Source organism: Cellulomonas gelida (assembly GCF_006538725.1).
Lineage (GTDB): Bacteria > Actinomycetota > Actinomycetes > Actinomycetales > Cellulomonadaceae > Cellulomonas > Cellulomonas gelida.
The window spans coordinates 121,180-140,276 of record NZ_BJLQ01000005.1 but is presented as its reverse complement, the minus strand read 5'-3'; the positions used below and the strand labels follow the sequence as shown (position 1 = coordinate 140,276).

General features: G+C 73.2%; 14 protein-coding genes. 6 read left to right on the top strand and 8 right to left on the bottom strand.

Annotated elements, in window-relative coordinates; all coding sequences use genetic code 11:
* Window position 1 precedes the first annotated feature (1 nt).
* Together CGE01nite_RS03980 and manA are read left to right on the top strand one after the other, a co-directional pair.
* Window positions 2–1,327 carry a sensor histidine kinase gene (locus CGE01nite_RS03980; RefSeq protein WP_048344276.1) on the top strand — a complete coding sequence of 442 codons (1,326 nt, stop codon included), beginning with the start codon at window positions 2–4 and terminating at the stop codon, window positions 1,325–1,327.
* Between the two features lie 75 nt (window positions 1,328–1,402).
* On the top strand, window positions 1,403–2,599 hold the full coding sequence (gene manA / locus CGE01nite_RS03975) for a mannose-6-phosphate isomerase, class I (RefSeq protein ID WP_141369124.1): 1,197 nt from the start codon (window positions 1,403–1,405) through the stop codon (window positions 2,597–2,599).
* A 21-nt stretch (window positions 2,600–2,620) separates the two neighbouring features.
* Here the strand turns inward: manA and CGE01nite_RS03970 are convergent, their stop codons facing one another.
* The gene (locus CGE01nite_RS03970; protein WP_229747388.1) at window positions 2,621–3,214 is read right to left on the bottom strand and encodes a GtrA family protein; all 594 of its coding nucleotides are present in this window, start codon (window positions 3,212–3,214) and stop codon (window positions 2,621–2,623) included.
* Window positions 3,215–3,288: 74 nt separating this feature from the next.
* Between CGE01nite_RS03970 and CGE01nite_RS03965 the strand changes: the two genes are divergently transcribed.
* Window positions 3,289–4,455, top strand: a complete 1,167-nt coding sequence (locus tag CGE01nite_RS03965) for a 5-(carboxyamino)imidazole ribonucleotide synthase (protein ID WP_048344274.1) — start codon at window positions 3,289–3,291, stop codon at window positions 4,453–4,455.
* 23 nt (window positions 4,456–4,478) lie between these two features.
* Window positions 4,479–5,018, top strand: a complete 540-nt coding sequence (purE, locus tag CGE01nite_RS03960; protein WP_141369122.1) for a 5-(carboxyamino)imidazole ribonucleotide mutase — start codon at window positions 4,479–4,481, stop codon at window positions 5,016–5,018.
* 26 nt (window positions 5,019–5,044) lie between these two features.
* Here the strand turns inward: purE and CGE01nite_RS03955 are convergent, their stop codons facing one another.
* The 5 genes from CGE01nite_RS03955 to CGE01nite_RS03935 are packed head-to-tail and all read right to left on the bottom strand — an operon-like array spanning window position 5,045 to window position 11,261.
* On the bottom strand, window positions 5,045–7,165 hold the full coding sequence (locus tag CGE01nite_RS03955) for an acyltransferase family protein (protein WP_053071784.1): 2,121 nt from the start codon (window positions 7,163–7,165) through the stop codon (window positions 5,045–5,047).
* Window positions 7,162–8,292: a glycosyltransferase family 4 protein gene (locus CGE01nite_RS03950; protein ID WP_048344272.1), complete on the bottom strand. Its 1,131-nt coding sequence runs from the start codon at window positions 8,290–8,292 to the stop codon at window positions 7,162–7,164. The genes CGE01nite_RS03955 and CGE01nite_RS03950 overlap by 4 nt, the downstream gene beginning before the upstream one ends.
* Complete coding sequence (locus CGE01nite_RS03945; protein ID WP_141369120.1) at window positions 8,289–9,122, bottom strand: ABC transporter ATP-binding protein; 834 nt, start codon at window positions 9,120–9,122, stop codon at window positions 8,289–8,291. The genes CGE01nite_RS03950 and CGE01nite_RS03945 overlap by 4 nt, the downstream gene beginning before the upstream one ends.
* On the bottom strand, window positions 9,109–10,005 hold the full coding sequence (locus tag CGE01nite_RS03940) for an ABC transporter permease (protein ID WP_048344270.1): 897 nt from the start codon (window positions 10,003–10,005) through the stop codon (window positions 9,109–9,111). The genes CGE01nite_RS03945 and CGE01nite_RS03940 overlap by 14 nt, the downstream gene beginning before the upstream one ends.
* Window positions 10,002–11,261, bottom strand: coding sequence for a nucleotide sugar dehydrogenase (locus CGE01nite_RS03935; RefSeq protein ID WP_141369118.1), 1,260 nt, complete (start codon window positions 11,259–11,261; stop codon window positions 10,002–10,004). The genes CGE01nite_RS03940 and CGE01nite_RS03935 overlap by 4 nt, the downstream gene beginning before the upstream one ends.
* Before the next feature lie 181 nt (window positions 11,262–11,442).
* On the opposite strand from CGE01nite_RS03935, the gene CGE01nite_RS03930 reads away from it, so the two are divergent.
* Both CGE01nite_RS03930 and CGE01nite_RS03925 read left to right on the top strand, forming a co-directional pair.
* On the top strand, window positions 11,443–13,236 hold the full coding sequence (locus CGE01nite_RS03930) for an SGNH hydrolase domain-containing protein (protein WP_141369116.1): 1,794 nt from the start codon (window positions 11,443–11,445) through the stop codon (window positions 13,234–13,236).
* A gap of 9 nt (window positions 13,237–13,245) precedes the next feature.
* Window positions 13,246–14,409, top strand: coding sequence for a class I SAM-dependent methyltransferase (locus tag CGE01nite_RS03925; RefSeq protein WP_141369114.1), 1,164 nt, complete (start codon window positions 13,246–13,248; stop codon window positions 14,407–14,409).
* Window positions 14,410–14,418: 9 nt separating this feature from the next.
* Here CGE01nite_RS03925 and CGE01nite_RS03920 read toward each other — a convergent pair whose 3' ends face one another.
* Together CGE01nite_RS03920 and CGE01nite_RS03915 are read right to left on the bottom strand one after the other, a co-directional pair.
* The gene (locus tag CGE01nite_RS03920; RefSeq protein ID WP_170210888.1) at window positions 14,419–16,842 is read right to left on the bottom strand and encodes a glycosyltransferase; all 2,424 of its coding nucleotides are present in this window, start codon (window positions 16,840–16,842) and stop codon (window positions 14,419–14,421) included.
* A gap of 80 nt (window positions 16,843–16,922) precedes the next feature.
* A complete protein-coding gene (locus CGE01nite_RS03915) occupies window positions 16,923–19,055 on the bottom strand; it encodes an acyltransferase family protein (protein WP_141369110.1) in 2,133 nt (710 codons plus the stop codon).
* Window positions 19,056–19,097 lie beyond the last annotated feature (42 nt).

Here is a 19,097-nt window from a genome sequence, read left to right as displayed (position 1 = left end):
CGTGCGTCGTCGCGTTCTCCAGGCGACCATCGCGGCGGTGACCGTCGCGGTGGTCCTGCTCGGCTTCCCGCTCGCGTTCCTCGGTGCTCAGCTGGTGCGCGAGAACGAGCTGCAGCGGCTCGAGACCCGGGCGCAGTCCGCCGCGCGTGCGGTCGACTTCCGCCTCGGCCTCGGGATCGAGCTGAACGACCAGATGTTCGAGCCGTTCGCCGACGGCTCCGACGGTGAGGTGCCCGCGTCCGTCGTCGTGCACGCGCCCGACGGCACGGTCTACCAGGCCGGGCAGCGGGTCGACGGGCGCAGCCAGTCGGTCGAGGCAGTCTCCGACCAGGGCGCGATGGTCGTGCTGTACGTCTCCTGGTGGGAGGTGTTCTGGCTCAGCGCGCGCGTGATCGCGCTCGTCGTGATCGCGGCGGTCGTCGCGTTCGCCGCGGGCATCGCCATGGCCATCTGGCAGGCGAACCGGCTCGCGGCGCCGCTCGTGTACCTCGCGGCGTCCGCGGAGCAGCTCGGGTCCGGCCAGGTGCGCCCCCAGCTGGAGCCGTCGGGCGTCGAGGAGATCGACCTCGTGGCGTCCGAGCTCGCGCGCAGCGCCGACCGGATGGCGGGCCGCCTCGCGGCCGAGCGCAAGTTCGCCTCCGACGCGTCCCACCAGCTGCGCACCCCGCTCACGGCGCTGTCGATGCGGCTCGAGGAGATCATGCTCGCGTCCGACGACCCGCAGGTGCGCGAGGAGGCGCGGATCAGCCTCGAGCAGGTCGAACGGCTCGTGCGCGTGGTCGACGACCTGCTGATGTCCTCGCGTCGCGCGCAGGGCGGCACGACCGAGGCCGTGCGGCTGCTCGAGGTCGTGCACCAGCAGGAGGAGGAGTGGGAGGCCACGTTCGAGGCGGTCGGTCGGCGCCTCGTCGTCGAGGTCGAGCCCACGACCCAGGTGCTCGCCACGCCCGGAGCCCTCGCGCAGGTGCTCGCGACGCTCATCGAGAACTCGCTGCGGCACGGCGCGGGCACGACGACCGTGCGTTCGCGCTCGGGCGGCGCATCCGGCACGGTCGTGGTCGAGGTGGCCGACGAGGGTGACGGCGTGCCCGACGAGCTCGCCGGCAGGATCTTCGAGCGGGACGTGACGTCGGGCAAGGGGACCGGGCTCGGCCTGGCCCTCGCGCGTGACCTGGCGTCCGCCGACGGTGGCCGCCTCGAGCTCGCCCAGCGCCGGCCCGCCGTCTTCGCGCTCTTCCTGTCCGGCGTGCCCGCCTCCTTGCGGCCCGACGTGGTGCTGCCGCTCGGGGCCGTCGTGTCCTCCCGCCCCGACCGTCGGCGGCGCTGAAACGCTCAGGGCCGCACCCGCCGCACCCGCCCGCTCGGTACTGTGGGCGCTCGCGACGAGCCCGGAAGGACGTGCATGTACCGCCTCGAACCCGCACTCCAGCACTACGCCTGGGGCTCGACGGACGCGATCCCCGGTCTGCTCGGGCTGCCCGCCGACGACCGCCCGGTGTCCGAGGCCTGGTTCGGCGCGCACCCCCTGGCGCCCGCGCGACTGACGGGGGCGAGCGCACCGACGCTGGACGCCTTCGTGAGCCAGGACCCCCGCGCCGTGCTCGGCGACGACGTCGTCGCGCGGTTCGGCCGCGAGCTGCCCTACCTGCTCAAGCTCATCGCCGCGGCCTCGCCGCTCTCGCTGCAGGTGCACCCCTCGCGCGCGCGGGCCAGGGCCGGGTTCGAGCGCGAGGTCCGCGCCGGGGTGGCGCTCGACGCCCCCGAGCGCAGCTACCGCGACGCCAACCACAAGCCCGAGCTCGTGTTCGCGCTGTCGCAGCTCGATGCGATGGTCGGCTTCCGTGCGCCGCGGCGTGCGGCCGAGCTCCTCGTCGGCCTCGAGTCGTCGCTCGCCGAGCAGCTCCAGAAGCTCCTGACGCGTGACCCGTCGCCCGAGGGCGTCCGGGCGGCGTTCGAGTGGCTCCTCGCGCCCGCGACGCGGCCGCACCCCGACGAGGTCGCGGCGCTCGCACGCGCGTGCCAGCGTCGCCTCGACGCGGGTTCGCCGTCCCCGCGCACCGACCGCACGGTGATCCGCCTGAACGCGCAGTACCCGGGCGACCCCGGTGCCGTCACGTCCGTGCTGCTGAACCCGGTCACGCTGCAGCCGGGCGAGGCGCTCTTCGTGCCCGCGGGCGCGGTCCACGCCTACCTCGAGGGGTTCGCGGTCGAGCTCATGGCCAACTCGGACAACGTGCTGCGCGCCGGCCTGACGACCAAGCACGTGGACGTGCCCGAGCTGCTCGACAACCTGGACACGGTGGCCGCGCCCCCGATCCGCATCGCCCCCGAGCACGTGTTCACGGCGACTGACGTGTTCTACGCGCCGGTCGACGACTTCGAGCTCTCGGTCACGCAGCTGCAGGACGAGGTCGGGGAGGTCCGGCTGCCGGGCCGCGGGCCCCGCGTGCTGCTGTGCCTCGACGGCGCGGCGGACCTGCGCGGTGAGGGGGACGGCGCGCTGCGGCTCGAGGCCGGTCAGGCGGCGTTCGTGCCGGCCTCGGACGGGCTGCTCACGGGTCGCGGGTTCGGCCGCGTGGTCCAGGCCGGGGTGCCCTGAGCCGCACCCGCGGCGGAGCCGTCAGTGGCTCTCGTGCTCGTGCTGGTGCTGCTCGTGCAGCTCGTCGGCCGCGACCACCGCACCGAACGGCACGACCGGCTGCACGGCGAGCGCCACCGCGGCCTCGTCGGCCGCGCGCTCGTCGGGCGAGGCGACCTCGTCCTGCTCGCCCGTGAACACCCAGCGTTTGTAGCCCACGTACCGCAGGGCCGTGCCGAGCGCGATGCCGACGAGGTTCGCGATGTTGTCAGGCACCGGGCCGTCGAGGTGCAGCACGTACTGCGAGAACGCCAGGGGAGCGGCGCCCACCGCGAGCCCGAGGCCGTTGACGACCACGAACAGCAGCAGCTCGCGACCGCGGTGCTGCGTGCGGTGCTGCGAGAACGTCCACAGCCGGTTCCCGACCCACGAGACCAGCGTCGCGACGAGCGTCGAGACCACCTTGGCGGTGATCGGCTTCTCCGCGAGCAGCTCGCCCGGGCCGAACCGCAGCAGGTTGAACAGGCCCATGTCGACGACGAAGGCCACGCCCCCCACGGACAGGAAGCGCGCCAGCTCGGCCAGGCGGGCCCGGTGGTCGGGACCCAGCAGGCGGGTCAGCACAGCCGTCGTCACGTTTGCGAGGATAGCCCGCGTCTCCCGCGGACGGGCCGCAGGAGGTCCTGGCTACTCGGTTAGGGTGGGCGCCCGTGAACGCACCTGTGGTGGCCGTGGTCGGAGGCGGGCAGCTCGCCCGCATGATGGTGCCTGCGGCGACCGCCCTGGGGATCCACCTGCGCGTGCTCGTCGAGAGCCCCACGGGGTCCGCGGCACAGGTCGTCGTGGACGCCCCCGTGGGGCAGGCGTCCGACGAGGCCGCGATCTCGGCGATCGCCGAGGGCGCCGACGCGCTGACGTTCGAGCACGAGCACGTCCCGAACGCGCTCCTGGACCGGCTCGCCGCCGCGGGCGTGGCCGTGCGCCCCGACGCCGCGGCGCTCGTGCACGCGCAGGACAAGATCGTCATGCGACGGCGGCTGACCGCACTCGGCGTGCCGTGCCCGCGCTGGGCGCCCGTGACCGAGCGCGACGACCTCGCGGCGTTCCTGGCCGACCAGCCCGACGGCACGGCCGTGGTCAAGACCGCGCGGGGCGGGTACGACGGCAAGGGCGTGCGCGTCGTGGCGTCACCGGACGCGGCCGACGACTGGCTCGCCGCGGCCGCGCGGCCGGGCGGCGTCCCGGTCCTCGTCGAGGAGAAGGTCCCCTACACACGTGAGCTCGCCGTGCTCGTCGCGCGCCGCCCCTCGGGCGAGGTGCGCACGTGGCCGGTGGTCGAGTCCGTGCAGCGCGACGGGGTGTGCGCCGAGGTCGTCGCGCCCGCGCCCGACCTCGCGGACGCGACGCGCGACGAGGCGCTCGCGGTCGCGGTGCGCGTCGCCGAGGGGCTGGGCGTCGTCGGCGTGCTCGCGGTCGAGCTGTTCGAGGTGCCCGGCGCGGCGGGTGAGCCGCCGCGCGTGCTCGTCAACGAGCTCGCGATGCGTCCGCACAACTCGGGCCACTGGACGATCGACGGCGCGGTCACGAGCCAGTTCGAGCAGCACCTGCGCGCGGTCCTGGACCTGCCGCTCGGCGACCCGGCGCCGCGCGCCCGCTGGACGGTCATGGCGAACGTCCTCGGCAGCACGCTCGAGGACCTGACGCACGCGCTGCCGCGCGTCGCGGCGCTCGACCCCGGCGCCAAGGTGCAGCTGTACGGCAAGGACGTGCGACCGGGCCGCAAGCTCGGGCACGTCAACGTCAGCGGCGACGACCTCGACGAGGTGCGCGCCCGCGCGCTCGCCGCGGCTGCGCTGCTGCGCGGTGAGACACTCTGACGCGCGACGACAAGGAGACTTCGATGACCGCAGCAGCCCTGGTGGGCATCGTCATGGGCTCGGACTCCGACTGGCCCGTGATGGAGGCCGCGGCGCAGGTGCTCGCCGAGCTCGGCGTCCCGGTCGAGGTCGACGTGGTCTCGGCGCACCGGCAGCCGGACAAGATGATCGCCTACGGGCGTGACGCGGCCTCGCGCGGGCTGCGCGTGATCGTCGCGGGGGCGGGCGGCGCCGCGCACCTGCCCGGCATGCTCGCGTCCGTCACCACGCTGCCCGTGGTGGGTGTGCCCGTGCCGCTGCGGTACCTCGACGGCATGGACTCGCTGCTGTCGATCGTGCAGATGCCGGCCGGGATCCCTGTCGCGACCGTGTCCGTGGGCGGTGCCCGCAACGCGGGGCTGCTGGCGGCGCGGATCCTCGCCTCGGGCACGGACGACGAGTCCGCCCGGCTGGCCCAGCGGCTCGCGGACTTCAGCGACGACCTGCGCGCGCAGGCCGATGCCAAGGGTGAGCGGCTGCGCGGGCTGGCGTCGGGCCGGCCGGCCACGGGGTTCCAGGCCTGACCCGCCCGTGGCCGGGTCAGGCCCGGTCAGGGCAGGCCGGCGGCCACCAGCTCCTGCTCGAGCACGTCAGCCAGCGACTTCGCGTACGTGGCGGTCAGGTGCGAGCCCTGCCGGTAGACCGTGACCCCGCCGATCACCGGCCAGCCCTTGCCTCCGGGCGTGATCCAGGGCTGGACGTCCGCGACCGGCGTCCCCGTGCGCCCGGCGGCCACGAGCAACGGGGCCGGCTCAGCCTCCTCGACGGACCACTCGCAAGCGGAGACGTCGTCCGCGTGCTTCGCGACGCACGTGATCATGTCCGAAGTCGGCTGACGGTTGTCGGCGACGACCACGGGCTGCCGTCCGGCCTCCTTGAGCTCGGCCAGGACCTCGTCGATCCCGGCCAGCATGACCTCTGCGGAACGTGCGGAGCAGTCGTCGTCGGTGACGCACGCGGCGACGCTGCGCTGGGACACCAGGACGTGGTCGATCGTGTCGTCGGCGACGACGGCCGCGAGGCGTTTGTCGTTCGAGCGCCGGCACGCGTCGTTCGGCACGTCCTGGCCGTCCTGAACCGTGGCACGAGCGATCGGGCAGGCGGACTGCAGCATGGTGACGAGGTGCCAGCCGCGGCGGTCGGCGATGAGCTCGAGCGCATCCAGCCACTGGTGCATCTTCGAGTCGCCGACGACGGCGATGGTCGGGCCGGTCGCGGGGCCGTAGCGGCACACGACCGCGTCCTCCGCGCGGGGCTCGTTGATGCACTTCGTGCCGTCGAGCGAGGCGAGGTCGTCCCCGATGGTGCTCGGTGTCGGCACGAAGCCGGTCGGGCTGCGGTCGTCGGGGTGCCAGCCGTCGGGCGGCACGTCGAGCCCGAGCAGGCGCGCTCCGGGGTGTGTGCGCTCGCTCGCGCTCGCCTGCTCCTGCTCGGCTGCGAGGCGACGATCCGCGATGAACGTGAGTGCGCCCGCCGCCAGGAGCCCGACGAGGATGCAGACGACTCCTGCGACTAGCCCGCGGCGCGGCGTAGCGAGTAGCGATGACGTGTGGAACGGCTGCTCGACGACCCGGTACGCGAGCCAGGCGGGCACGACCGAGAAGCCGATCGCGAGCAGCGCCGTCGGAACCCGCAGCGGCTCGCCGGGTGTGCCCCAGAAGGCCTGCGCACCGATGAGGACCGGCCAGTGCCACAGGTAGAGCGAGTACGACAGCGCGCCGACGTCCTGCATCGGCGCGAGCTCGAGGGGCGCGAGGCGTCCTCGTCCGTCGCCCGTACCGGCGGCGATCACCGCGGCTGCGCCCAGGACGGGAACCAGTGCGGCGATGCCTGGGAAGGGCGTGCGGACGTCGAACAGCACCGCGGCCGCCGCGATCGCCGCGATGCCGACCCAGCCCAGGGCGACACGCACGACGAGCGGGAGCCGCCCGACGCGGGTGAGCCCGACCGCCAGCAGCGCACCGACGGTCAGCTCCCAGAGCCGGGTCGTCGTCACGAAGTAGGCGCGGCCCGGGTCGGCGCCGGTCAGGTGCACCGACCACGCCAGCGACGGCAGGGCGATCACGAGCAGTCCCAGCGCGAGCCGACCGCGCGACAGCACGCCGCTGCGTCGTCGCGACCACCACAGCAACGCGACGATCAGCAGGGGCCAGACGACGTAGAACTGCTCCTCGACCGCGAGCGACCAGAAGTGCTGCAACGGGCTCGAGGCGGTGTCGGCGGCCAGGTAGTCCACGGAGAGCTCCGCGAACCGCCAGTTCACGACGTACAAAGCCGAGGCGACCATGTCACCGGCGACCGCGCGCCACTGCGAGACCGGCAGGACCGCGACGGTGACCGCGGCAACCGCGACGAACACGAGCGCGGTCGCGGGCAGCAGACGTCGCGCACGCCGGGCGTAGAAGCGCGTGAGCGACAGTCGTCCGGAACGCTCGATCTCGCGCACGATCAGGCCGGTGATGAGGAAGCCGGAGATCACGAAGAACACGTCGACGCCGACGTACCCGCCCGGGAGCCCGGGCACCCCCGCGTGGTAGAGCAGGACGAGCACCACGGCGACCGCGCGCAGGCCCTGGATGTCGCGCCGGAACCCCGGTGGGGCCGGGGTCGCCGCGCCCGCGCTGGAGGGGTGGTCCCGCTCGCGCGGGACGGTCATCGTCGCGGAGGTCACGGCGTGGGGTTCCTCCGCGTGCGGTGCTTGGTGACGACGCGCTCGAGCTCCGCGAGGAAGGCCGCGCTCTGCACCGACCAGTCGAACTCGGCGACCGCGGTGGCGCGCCCGGACGCCGACATGCGCTCACGCAGGGCGGGGTCGTCGAGCAGGTGCAGCACGGCGTCGACCGCGACCGACGGCGTCGCGAACGGCACGACGAACCCGCACTCGGCACGCTCGACGAGCGCCTGGGCCAGGGGCAGCGGCGTCGTGACGACGGGCACGCCGTGCGCCATGTACTCGACGACCTTCGTCGGCAGGCTCGCGCGGTAGTTGGGAGTGTCGTGCAGCAGGCTCAGGCCTGCGAGTGCGCCGTCGAGCGCCCTCATCGCGACCTCCGACGACAGGCGGCCGTCCCAGCGGACGTCCCCGGCCGCCACGGCGGCCTGCAGCGCGGTCGTCGTCGGCTCGTCGGCAGGGCCGATCAGGCGCAACGTCACGGCACCGTCGGTGCGTCGGCGCAGCTGGCGGCCCACCTCGATGAGGTCGAGGCCGCCGCGCACGCGCGTGATCGAGCCGACGTAGAGCACGGTGGAGTCACCGCTCGCGCTCACGTCCGCGGGTACCCGGACGGTGTTCGGCACGACCGCGTGCGCCTTGGCGAAGCGCTCCTGGTAGGCGTGCTCGGCGAGGATCAGGTCGAAGTGGCGCTCCGACCAGCGCTCGAGCCAGCGCGCGGCCGCCGAGGCCACGCCGCGCGCGCTCGGCGGCAGCCAGCCCTTGTGCTCGATCGCGCCGGCGGTGTCCTCGTGCACGTCCCACACGACGGCGGGGGTGCTGCGCGACGCGGTCGCGAGCACGAGCTCGGGGTCGTGCAGCAGGACGAGGTCGTGCCGCGGGGACTCGGCGTGCACGAGTCGACGCGCGGCGCGCCACGCCGCGGCCCGCCGCCGGCCGTACGCACGGGGCAGGTCGAGCGCGCGCAGGCGTGCGAGCTGGGGGACCGGTGCGCCGGTCGCGGAGAACGGCGCGGCGTACGTGACGTGCCAGCCGGCGTCGAGCATCGCCGCGATCTGGCGCGCGAAGATCCGGGAGTCGCGGGGGTCGTGCACGATCGTCACCACGAGGACTCGCACCGCGCTCACCCCCTGAGCCGCTTCTTGCGGCGGATGGCTCGCATCACCCGCTCGTAGTGGTCGCAGACCTCGTCGGTCGGCCCGTCCATGCGCAGGAGCCCGCGGTCGATCCAGATCGCACGATCGCACATCTTGCGCACCGTCGTGGTCGAGTGGCTGACCAGGAAGACGGTGCCGGCCTGCTCGCGGATCTCCTCGACCCGGGCCGCGCTCTTGGCGCGGAACTCGACGTCGCCGGTGGACAGCGCCTCGTCGATGATGAGGATGTCCGGCGCGGTCGACGCCGAGATGGCGAACCGCAGCCGCGCGGCCATGCCGGAGGAGTACGTGCGCATGGGGAGGTGCACGAAGTCGCCGATGCCGGCGAAGTCGACGATCCAGTCGTGCAGCTCGTTGACCTCCTTGCGGCTCAGGCCCTTGGCCAGGCCGCCGAGCATGATGTTGCGCTCACCCGACAGCGCGCTCGACAGCGCCGCGTTGACGCCCATGAGCGCGATGTCACCGCGGGCCCAGACCTCACCGCCCGCGGTCGGGATCAGGCCCGCGATCGCGCGCAGCATCGTGCTCTTGCCCGAGCCGTTGCGTCCGATGACCCCGATCGACTCGCCCTCGTAGGCGGCGAAGCTGACCCCGCGCACGGCCGGGACCTCGGTGATGGTGCCGACGTGGCGCGTCACCCGGTCGAGCGCGCGCCCGAGCCGACCCTCGGCCTCGTCGCCGAGCGCGTTGCGCTTGCCGCCGTAGGCCTTGTAGGTCACGCGCAGGTCGCGCACGACGATCGACGGCACACGTCCCTCGGGGACGGGCACGCCGGTGCCGGTCACCTCAGTCGCGTCCATAGCGGCCCTCCGCGCGCCAGAACACGACGACGCCGACGACGAGGAACCCGACGGCCCAGACCCCGCCCCACACCCACAGCAGCGGGTCCTGCGGCACCTCGGCGAGCAGGCACGAGCGCACGAGCTGCAGGAACAGCGCCACGGGCTGGTACTGCATGACCAGGCTCAGGGCGCCGTGCCCGGCGTAGGCGGCGATCGAGAAGAACACGCCCGAGACGTACCGCAGGAGGCGCACCGTGACGGGGATGAGGTTGAGCGCGTCGCGCACGTCGAGCACGAGCCGTGCGCAGATCATGGCCAGCCCCGCGCAGAAGCCGAAGAGCAGCACCATGGCACCGGGCAGGAGCAGCCACTGCCACCGCGGGGGCTCGCCGACGATCGGCAGCAGGACCAGGAGCACGCCGATCGCGGGCAGCAGCAGCAGGAACTCCGCCAGCACCACCGAGACCGGCAGCGCGGCACGTGGGAACCGCACGCTGCGCACGAGCGAGAGGTTGCTGGTGACCGACTTGGCCCCGATCGTCGCGCTGGCCGCGATGAACGAGAAGATGAAGATGCCGACCGACAGGAACGCGGGGTAGTTGTCGACGCCGCGCGACGTGTCGAGCAGCAGCCCGAAGATCAGGAAGTACGAGCCGGCCAGCAGCAGCGGGTTGAGCGCCGCCCACAGCTGTCCGAGGACGTTGTTCTGGTTGCGCTCGTACGCGCGAGCCGTCGCCAGCTCGAGCACGAAGGCACGCCGCTCCCACAGCTGGTGCAGGTAGCGGACGAGACCCGGAGGGGTGTCGACACGCTCCAGCCCGTGCTGCTGGGCGAGCTCCGCCACCTGCGAGGCGGACCACGGGGGGTCGACCTCGGTGGCGGGCCACCGGCGTCCGGTCACAGACGATGTGCCTTCTCGGGGCTCACCACGCCGCGGGTGTCGAAGAACCGCTTCGCACCGGCCACGAGCGCGTCGACGTCGTACACCTTGTGGTTCTGCACGAGGACGACGAGGTCGGCCGCGGCGATCGCGGCGTCGAGGTCCTCCTCGCGCGCCATCGTCGTGCCGTGCACGCCCCAGTTGGTCACGTACGGGTCGTGGAAGCGGACCTCGGCGCCGAGCTCGGTCAGCGACTTGGCGAGGTCGACCGCGGGCGACTCGCGCTGGTCGGCGATGTCGGGCTTGTAGGTGACGCCGAGCAGCAGGATGCTCGCGCCCTTGGTGGCCAGACCGTCGGCGTTGAGGATGTTCTGCGCGCGGCCCGCGACGTAGCGCGGCATCGTCGCGTTGATCTCCTGCGCGAGCTCGACGAATCGGAACGGGTAGCCGAGGCGGCTGCGCACGTTGTAGCTCAGGTAGTTGGGGTCGATCGGGATGCAGTGCCCGCCGACGCCCGGACCGGGGTAGAACGCCTGGAACCCGAACGGCTTGGTCTTGGCGAGCCGGATCACGTCCCACAGGTCGATGCCGAGCTCGTGGCAGAACCGCGCCATCTCGTTGACCAGCGCGATGTTGATGTGCCGGGACGTGTTCTCAAGGAGCTTGGCGGTCTCGGCCTCACGCGTTCCGGACGCCGGCACGACGGTGTCGATGAACTTGCCGTAGAACGTGACGGCGCGCTCGGTGCACTGCGGCGTGCAGCCGCCCACGACCTTCGGCGTGTTCTTGATGCCGTACACCGGGTTGCCCGGGTCCACACGCTCGGGGGAGAACGCGAGGTGGATGTCCTTGCCGACCTCGAGCCCACCGGCCTCGAGCGCGGGCTTGACCAGCTCCTCGGTCGTGCCCGGGTAGGTGGTCGACTCGAGGACGACGAGCGTGCCCGGCTGGAGGTTGCGCGCGACCGTCGCGGTCGCCGAGCGCACCGGGCCCAGGTCCGGGCCGCCGTCCTCGGACAGGGGCGTCGGGACGCAGATGACGATCGACTGCGCGCCCGCCAGCTCGGTCTCGTCCGTCGTCGCACGGAAGCCCGCGGCACGCATCGCGGCCACGTCGGCGTCCGACAGGTCGTCCACGTGGGAGACGCCGGAGTTCAGGCCGTCCACCACGGACTGGTTGACGTCGAAGCCGGTGACCGACAGGCCGGCACGGCTCGCCTCCTGCGCGAGCGGGAGTCCGACGTAGCCCAGTCCGACGATGACGAGATCTGCAGGCATGGTGAGGAGTCTTCCCATCGAAGCGAGATTCGGGGCGGCCGCGCGCGTCGCGCTACACCGTCGAAGATGCTACCCGAGCCCCACCGTGGACCATGCGCGTGCCGGGTCGACTTACCCTTGTCCGGTTCCGGGCGGCGAGCACCGCGGCGCCCGACCGTGATCGAGAGGACCCAGCACGGCGATGACCGCAGTCGACCCGCGGGGTTCACGGAGGCCGCGCACCCGCACGATCGTGGTCTGCGTCGTCGTCGTCCTCGTCGCCGCGCTCGCGTCCGTGACGTTCGCCATGCGAGCGGGCCAGGCGCGGGCCGTGCTCCCGACGCCCGAGCAGGCGGCTTCGGACGTCCCGCAGCTCGACGGGCGCCGCTGCCTCACCGACTCTCGTGCAGCCTCGGTCGTGCTGTGCGCGGTCGGTCCGACCGCCGCGCGCACGACGGTCGCGGTCGTCGGGGACACCGCGGCCGAGCAGCTCCTGCCCGCGCTCGCGCCCCTCGCGGACGCGCGCGGGTGGCGGCTCACCACCGACCTGCGCGACGGGTGCCCACTGGTCGACGCCGCGGTCACGACGGCCGGGGCCGGCCGGGTCGACTGCGGTCGACCGTACGAGTCCCGCCTCGAGCGGCTCGTCGACGACCCGGGGGTGAGTCACGTGCTGCTCGTCGGCACCGCGGGCGCGAAGGCGTGCACGGGCGCGGGCTGCCAGGACCCCGACCGCGCCGTGCTCGAGCGCGAGCTCCGTTCGACGATCCAGGCCCTGCAGCGCGCGGGCAAGGACGTCGTGACGGTCCGCGACCTCCCCGTCCCGCCGCGCGACGTGGTGGCGTGCGTCGAGGCGAGCCCCCGGTCGACCGAGGACTGCGACTTCGCACCGCGTCCCGCGCTCGGCGCGCTGGCGGCTGCCGCACGGCGCGAGCTCGTCCCGGTGGTCGATCTCACGGCGGACCTCTGCCCCGACGCATCCTGCCCAGCCGTCGCCGACGGGGTGCTGCGCTACCGGCCCGACGGGCGCCTGACGGCGACGTACGCGGCCACGCTGAGCTCGCGCCTCGGTTCGGCGCTCGACGCCGCGGGGCTGGCCGCGTCGGACGCCACGAGCGCGCTCGGTGCGCATGCGCTGGGCGACGAGCCGCGGACGTCACCCGCGGGCGAGCCCGTCGACACGGTGGCGTGGATCACCCCGCCGGTGGCGGGCGCGACGCGCGACGAGGCGGACCCGTACCGCGAGGGCTGCCACCAGAACCAGGCGGACCCGACCGCGCTGTCCTGCACGTACGGCGACCCGACGTCGACCACGGTGATCGCGCTCGTCGGCGACTCGCACGCCGCGCAGTGGCAGCCCGCGCTGCGCGCCGTGGCGGAGGCGCACGGCTGGCACCTGCGGACCTACACGAAGTCGGCCTGCCTGTTCGCCGACGTCACGGTCTGGAACGGTGCGCAGGACGGTGCCTACACGTCGTGCGCCGAGTGGACCGCCGAGGTCGTCGACGCGCTGCGTGCGGACCCGCCGACCGTGCTCATCCCGGTCTCGACCGGACGGTACGCACTCGCGGCGGGTGACGGGCCGGTCCGCGGCGACGCGGCGATCGTCGACGGCATGGTCCGCACGTGGAGCGCGGTCGCTGCCGGTGGCACCAGGGTGGTCCCGATCGCCGACACCCCGTGGCTCGAGACCGACATGAAGCACTGCGTCGCGGACCACCTCGAGCGGCTCTCGGAGTGTGCCGTGCCGCGCGCCCCGGCCGTCGCGAAGTCGGCGCAGGCGTGGCAGCGCGCAGCGGTGGCGCGCGTGCCGCGCGCGGAGCTCGTCGACCTCACCGACGTCGTGTGCCCTGCCGACCGCTGCGCACCGGTGATCGGGAACGTCCTCGTCTGGCGCGACTCGCACCACCTCACGGCGACGTACGCGCGGACGACGGCTCCCTTCCTCGACGAGGCGCTCACGCCGCTTGTCCGACCGGCAAGCACCGACCGGTAGGGTTGCGACGTGCAACGACGACTGCTGGTGATGGTGGCGGGCGTCGGGCTCGTCGTGGCTGTGGGGCTCCTCGGAGCCGTCGCCGGATGGGGTCGACTGGTCGACGCCGTCCTCGTCGCGCTCGCCGGGGCCGGGGTGGTCCTCCTGCTCGACCTGCGGCGGCGGGCAGGGGAGTCGGGAGTGCTCTTCCGGCGCGCGGCAGAGCGGGACCGCGAGCTCGCCCGGCAGGTCGGCGGCGTCGTCCGGACGGTCGCGGCGATGAAGGGCTCCGCCGGTCTCGAGGCCCGCCTCCTCGACGCCCTGAAGCCGCTCGCGACGACGCTCGGTGAGTTCGACGAGCGGATCGCCGCACCCGTGCAGCGGGCGCTCGGCCCCGACGGGCAGATGGAGCAGATGGAACGCCGGGTCTTCGGCTCGTTCGAGGCCGAACGGCTCCGGGCCGCCGACCGGCACCGCGAGGTCCTCACGGCGGTGACCGACACCGGCCAGGACGTCCGCGAGCTCAAGAAGTCGGTGACGGCCGGTCACAAGCGCGTGGTCACCGACCTCACGGCGGTCTCGCGCGACGAGACGCGGCAGGTCGAGGCGCTGCTGCAGATCATCCCGGGCCTCGAGGAGCGGCGTGCGCTGCTGCCCCCGACGGGCCGGTGGGCCATGGACGCGAGGTCGGTCGCCCACCTGCTGGACCTCGTGCGCGCGCAGCGGCCGGGCCTGGTCGTCGAGCTCGGCAGCGGCACCTCGTCCGTCTGGCTCGGGTACGAGCTCACGCGGATCGGTGGCCGGCTGACGAGCGTCGACCACGACGAGGTCTTCGCCGGGCTGACGCGTGAGGCGCTGACGCGGCACGGCCTGACCGAGGTCGCGGAGGTGCGGGTGGCGCCGCTCACCGACCTCGACGACTCGGTCTGGTACGACCGCGACGCGCTCGCCGACCTCGACGCGATCGACGTGCTCATCGTCGACGGCCCGCCCGGCTCGCTCGGCGAGCGGGTGCGGAGCGCCGCGATGCCCTTCTTCGCCGAGAGGCTCGCCCCGGGGGCCCTCGTGCTGCTCGACGACTCGGATCGACCGGACGAGGCCGCGATCGCGCAGGAGTGGGCCGAGGAGTTCGGCCTGGAGCGGATCGAGACCGGTGTGTCGCGGCTCGCCGTCCTGCGCCGACCGGCCCGGTAGGTCCGCGCGTCAGGACTCGCCGAGCAGCGCGGCGACCTGCGCCGCGTAGCTCTCGCGGCTGAACCGCTCGCGCACCCGTCGCACCGCCAGCGCCGACTGCGCACGGTAGCGAGCCGGGTCGGCGTAGTACCGGCGGACGAGCGGCATCGTCTGCTCGGGCGTCGCGTAGAGGGCTGCGTCGCCGAAGGTCGCCTGCATGACCTTCGGCAGGATCGCGACGCAGCCGGTGGCGAGCGCCTCGAGCACCGCACGGCCGAAGGCGTCGTACGCCTGCGGGTGCTGGTGGTAGACGAAGAAGTCGATCGAGTTGAGGAACGTCCGGACCGGGAGCTCGTCGGCCGCGAACGTGAGCCAGGACGTCGGCGCGGGCGCCCCGAGGATCTCCTGCACGGCGCGCGTGCCTCCCATGACGCGGACCTCGACCTCGCCGTCGAACGGGTACGCGGCCTTGAGCGCGCGGCTGTCGACCGGCCACTTCATGAGGTCGTCGCGCGAGTGCCGGCCGACGACGGGTCGGGTGGAGCGGAACGTGCTGCGCTCCGTCTCCCACTCGGGCAGGTCCAGCGTGCCGGGAAGGTCGAAGTCGGCGAGCTGACCGGGTTCGACGTCGCCCTCGATCGCCTGGCGCACCGTCGGACCCTGCGGGACCCACAGGGGCTCGCGACCGAACATGAGGCGCGCGTGCCGCGTGACGTCCGCGACGCGATACCGGATGTCGCTCCCGTCACGCTCGGACGGCGCCTGGTTCGCCATGAGGATCACGCGGTCGGCCCGAAGAGCCACCGGGTCCACCGGCGGGAACTGCAGGATCGGGGGGTAGCGCAACGAGAGCAGCCTCGCGTGATCCTCGTCGGTCTCGAGCACCCGGGCGACCACCTGACGGTGGATCAGGTCACGGACCGGCCCGCACAGCGGCATGTCCCGCGCGGTCATGAACCGGGCGGCCTCGAGGTGCATGACCCCGACTGCGCGCCCCGCGGCCGTGAGCGCCATGATCTCCTCGATCATCGACCTCTGCGGGCCGCCGTACGCCCGCCAGTCGCCGGCGATCACGACGTCGAGCTCGCGCGCACGGGGGTTCACCGCGAAGCGCTCGGGCAGGGCGAGCCGCTCGTCGGTCTGGTCGCGGCCGAGGCGCAGCTCGTCGGGTGTGGCCGTCGCGTGCCAGTGCCGGAACTCGCCGATCCACTCGTGTCGCGAGGGGTGCCGCCAGTTGGGCTTGAAGTCCGTCCGGGAGAGGGACGAGCCCCGCCAGCGGACGAGCGAGAGGTGCTTCTCGACGAGGTGCACCGGTTCGCCGGTCATGGCGATCAGACGGTGGCGGTACTCGCTGTCGGCACCTCTGCGCGACGCGGCGTAGTAGCCGAGCCGCTCGGCGACGGTGCGACGGAGGAGGATCGAGGACTCGTTGAGGCGCGACGGGTCGTACTCGGGCTTCTGGAGCCTGAAGTTCTCCTGCAGGCGCAGGCACTTGCTCTGCGACGCCGCGAGCGTCGGGTCGTCCAGCATCGGCTGCATCTGGAGCGCGATCCGCTGCGGGTGCGACCAGTCGTCGTCGTCCTGACCGGTGAGGAACTCGCCGCGCACCAGGTCGAGCGCGGCGTTGCGCGCGACGTACGTGCCACCGTTCTGCGGCATCCGGACCGCGCGGATGCGGTCGTCGAGCGCGGCGATGCTCTCGACGACGGACCAGCCGTCGCCAGGCGAGCAGTCGTCGACGATGACCAGCTCAAGGTTGCGCCAGCTCTGCCGCAGGATCGACTCGACGCTCGTCCGCAGCGTCACCGCGTCGGGCTGGAAGGTCGTCATGATGACGGACACGAGCGGCTGCGTGCCGTCGACCGCGGGCACGTCGAGAGCCAGGCCGTCGAACGGTGTCGGGGCGCCGGGGCGGATGGCCGGAGCGGGGATCTCGCCTTCGGTGAAGTAGCTGTCGAAGAGCTCGCGCCAGGCGTGCTCGTCGGCGAAGGGCGAACCGACGTACGGGTTGGCGAGGTCGGTCCGCAGGGCGCGTGCGTGGCCCTCGGACATCGGGTACGACGCCAGCGCGTCCGCGGCCCCCGCGTAGTCGCCCGCGTCGAACAGGAGAGCGGCGAGCAGGTCGACGTAGGCGGGTTTGCGCTCGCGCGGCGCCTTCTTCAGCGTGCGCCGCAGCAGCGCGACGGCCACCGTCGCGTCGTCGTCGTCGAGCTCTTGCAGCGCGACGGTCCTCGCCAGCGCACCGAGCCAGATGTAGCGCCAGTCCGAGGGCTCCTGCCCGTCGGCGAGCGCGCGGTAGTCCAGCTCGCCCTCGCTCGCGACGTAGGCCAGCAGCTCGCGCAGCGCGCGCGACCGCGTGCGCATCGCGGTCCGGGCCAGCGCCGCCGGCCCGCGGCGGCGGGCGATCACGGCGTAGTCCTCGAGGATTGCTCGGTCGAACCCGGCCTCGCTCACGACGTCCCCCTGCAACGATCGCCCCGGAGCAGTTCCGGGACGTGGCGAATCTACTGCCATGAGCCTGGTCCCCGGTTCCTTCAGCCGGCGACCAGCGCGGCGGCGGGCGTCGCCGCGACCGCCTCCACGAGCCGCGCGTCGAGCGTCCCCGTCAGGGTCGAGACGTAGGTCTGGGTCAGGTGCGAGCCCTGCCGGTAGACCAGGACGTCACCGATCACGGCCGGGCACATCCCGCCCGGGCAGATCACGTCCGAGAGGTCGAGCACGGCCGCGCCGACGGACTCCGCGGCGGCCCGCTGGACCTTACCCGTCGGGTAGGCGGCCTCGAACGCGCAGGTCGAGAGCTGGTCCGGGTGCTGCGCGACGCACTCGTAGACCTCGTCGCCGGGCGAGGCGTTGTTCGTCAGCGCGGCCACCGTGATGCCGGCGTCCTGCAGCTGCGTCCAGCGCTCCTCGAGCCCGGACAGCATCCCGTCCGACGTGCCCGAGCTGCTGCCCGAACCGGCGGGCGCGGCCTTGGAGGCGTTCTGGGAGGTGACGACGAGCGAGGGCTTCTCCTCGAGCAGGATCGAGGTCACCGCGTCGTTCCACTCGTTGCACGCGTCGTACGGCTTGCCGTCCTTGAGGACGTCGGCCGCGGTGAACGCGCACGCCGACTTCGTGTGCGTGATGATCCGCCAGCCGCGGTCCTTGCCGATGGCGTCGAGCGCGGTGATCCACTGCAGCGCCTTGGAGTCGCCGACGAGGGCGACGGTCTCGGTGCCGTTCTCGTCCCCGTAGACGCACTCGACGGGCGTGCTCGAGTCCTGCGAGACCTGGCAGCCCTTGTCGTAGGCGTCCGGGACGTCCGCGGTGGCCTGGTCGGGGCTGGGGGTGATCGACGCGGCGGTGTCGACCTTCCACAGCTCCTTGGCGCCTGCGGGGTCCGCGAGGATCGCGGCCGCGCCGAACGGCTTCGTCGGGTCCGTGCTCGCGCTCGGGCCCGGGTTCGTGGTCACGAGCGGAAGGCAGAGCACCAGGCCGGCGATCGCGGCGGCGAGCGACAGGTTCCCGCCCAGTGACAAGGACAGCCCGTTGGAGCGCGTCAGGCGGGGGGAGAAGCGCACGGGGTTCTCGACGAACCGGTGCGAGAGCCACGCGGGGATGAACGACAGCGCGACGAGCACGAGCCCGCGCTTGGCGCCGAGCTCGCCGTAGTAGGCGGTGCCGCCGACGACGAACAGCCAGTGCCACAGGTACAGCGAGTAGGAGATCCCGCCGACCCAGACGAACGGGCGCCAGGCGAGCACACGGCTCACGCCCGTGTCGGCGGCGCTCACGCCCGCCACGATCAAGGCCGCCGTGGACAGCACCGGGACGAGCGCGAGCGAACCCGGCCACGGGTCGCCTGCGTCGATCAGGAAGCCGGAGTAGGCCAGCCCGAGCGCGCCGAGCACCCCGAGCGCGGCCGCGACGCGGCGGGACAGCGTCTTCCACCACAACGAGGCGACCGCGACGGCCGCGCCGATCCCGAGCTCCCACAGGCGCGTGGTCGTCACGAAGAACGCGGTCGTGGGCGAGGTGGCGGTCTGGTGGATCGACCAGCCGAGGGTGGGCACGACGACGAGCCCGAGCGCGACGCCGAGCGTGGGGCGCAGCGGGAGGCGGAACCGGCGGGCCACGAGCAGGCCGACGATGATCAGCAGCGGCCAGACGATGTAGAACTGCTCCTCGACCGCGAGCGACCAGAAGTGCTGCACGGGAGAGGCGGCGACGTCCTCGGCCAGGTAGTCGACGGACCTGTCGGCCAGGCGCCAGTTCACGACGTAGAACGCGGCCGAGACGATGTCGAGCCCGAACACGCGTCGCTGGGTCAGGGGCAGCAGCCACCAGGTCAGGACCGCGGCCGCGACGAGCACGAGCGCCGCGGCGGGCAGCAGGCGCCTGGCGCGGCGCGCGTAGAACTGGGCGAGGGCGACCTTGCCGGTGCGCTCGATCTCGCGCACCAGGAGCGAGGTGATGAGGAACCCGGAGATCACGAAGAACACGTCGACGCCGACGAAGCCGCCGGGGACCCAGTCCACGCCTGCGTGGTAGATCAGCACCAGGCCGATCGCCACGGCGCGCAGACCCTCGATGTCGGGCCGGAACGCGGTCGAGCGGTGCTTGCCCGGCGTCACCTCGGACCCCTGCGGGGTCAGGGGCTCGACGTGGGCGGTCGACGTGGCGGTCATGCAGCTCCTCGTTCGGGTGACCGCGGCATTCTACGTGGCGCG

Excerpts from the sequence above, each read along its gene's own strand:
- manA (WP_141369124.1), top strand. The coding sequence starts at position 1,403 with ATGTACCGCCTCGAACCCGCACTCCAGCACTACGCCTGGGGCTCGACG.
- purE (WP_141369122.1), top strand. The coding sequence starts at position 4,479 with ATGACCGCAGCAGCCCTGGTGGGCATCGTCATGGGCTCGGACTCCGAC.
- CGE01nite_RS03945 (WP_141369120.1), bottom strand. The coding sequence starts at position 9,122 with ATGGACGCGACTGAGGTGACCGGCACCGGCGTGCCCGTCCCCGAGGGA.
- CGE01nite_RS03935 (WP_141369118.1), bottom strand. The coding sequence starts at position 11,261 with ATGCCTGCAGATCTCGTCATCGTCGGACTGGGCTACGTCGGACTCCCG.
- CGE01nite_RS03930 (WP_141369116.1), top strand. The coding sequence starts at position 11,443 with ATGACCGCAGTCGACCCGCGGGGTTCACGGAGGCCGCGCACCCGCACG.
- CGE01nite_RS03915 (WP_141369110.1), bottom strand. The coding sequence starts at position 19,055 with ATGACCGCCACGTCGACCGCCCACGTCGAGCCCCTGACCCCGCAGGGG.